The sequence below is a fragment of the Roseateles cavernae genome (genome assembly GCF_040187885.1).
GTDB classification, from domain to species: Bacteria; Pseudomonadota; Gammaproteobacteria; order Burkholderiales; family Burkholderiaceae_C; genus Roseateles_E; species Roseateles_E cavernae.
Genome location: NZ_JBDPLH010000037.1, coordinates 1 through 1075, shown reverse-complemented (window position 1 = coordinate 1075; position 1075 = coordinate 1). Strand labels below are relative to the sequence as shown.

General features: G+C 60.4%; 2 protein-coding genes. Both read left to right on the top strand.

Features of this window, described 5'->3' with window-relative positions; translation table 11 throughout:
• A partial coding sequence (locus ABGI63_RS25755; protein WP_349745371.1) for a hypothetical protein occupies positions 1-531 on the top strand: 531 nt, incomplete at its 5' end.
• Positions 532-592: 61 nt separating this feature from the next.
• Positions 593-1024 carry a hypothetical protein gene (locus tag ABGI63_RS25750; protein WP_349745370.1) on the top strand — a complete coding sequence of 144 codons (432 nt, stop codon included), beginning with the start codon at positions 593-595 and terminating at the stop codon, positions 1022-1024.
• Positions 1025-1075 lie beyond the last annotated feature (51 nt).

The window sequence follows — 1075 nt, the reverse complement described above, 5'->3', positions numbered from 1 at the left end:
CGGCAGGCTTCGCCTGCCTCCAGCCGCCGCTCACGTCGAACGTTAGCCATCATGCGAGGACTCGCCTTTTGCGCCGTGTCGACTGCTCTGATTGCATCCGCCCATGCTTCGTCGGCGAGTGAGGGCCACGCTGCCGCAGCTTCAATCGCTGCCGCGAAGCCTCTCACCAAATGGGACCGGGCAACTCTGGTGAGCGGCGACTTCAACGGCGACGGTCGCCGCGACTGGGCAATGGTCGGCTACAAGGGCGCAGGACTCGAACTCGCGATACGGATTGCTGGCGTCAAAGGCCGAAAGACACGAACGCAGTTTCTTGCCTTCGGCATTGGCGCATCGATTCAGGCAGCAATATGCGAGGCTCCGGCGAAGCTACAAGTGGACGAACAGTTTTGCAGTCCGATGGACGAAGCACTGCCGGGATGTCGCCCTTCAAAGATCGCCAACTCGCTCAACCTTAGCGGTGGCAACTGCGATTCAATCCATCTTTACTGGAACAGCGACACTAGTCGAATGGAGTGGTGGCGGCTGTGATGACTAACTGGTCAACCGAGGCGGACGCCTTCGGCGCCGCTCGTCTTCAACGTTGAGCAGCATGTTTAAACACCCGGTGTTCCTGACTCTGGCAGCTATATGTTGCGGAGCGCCTGCAACGATCGTCGCGGTCGTCATGTTGCCCTGGGCCATCGTCGCTGCCATTGCTGGCATGCCAACGCAGCCAATGCTCACGACGTTCAATCTGCTGCTAGTCATAGCGGCGCCCTACGCATTGGGAAGCTACTGGCTACTTGCCGCTAAAACCATAAAAGGCAGGACGTTCAAGCGCGGTTGGCCATTCTGGGCAGCTTGTGCCGCCGCGTTATTCGCCATCGTTGCCGTCTTTGATGCGCTCCCTCTCGGGGCAGCGGCGGCGGTAGCTGGGCCGATCATCTTGGCAACCGCCGTGTGCCTCCAGACGCAGCGTGCCATTTCGCGTCGAAATGCGGCTCAACCTTTTGCTCCAGCGGACGGCTGCGCCGCCCGCTGAGCGCGAACGTTAGGCGTCACACACCGGCCCTGTCTTATGCCTAGCATCGTT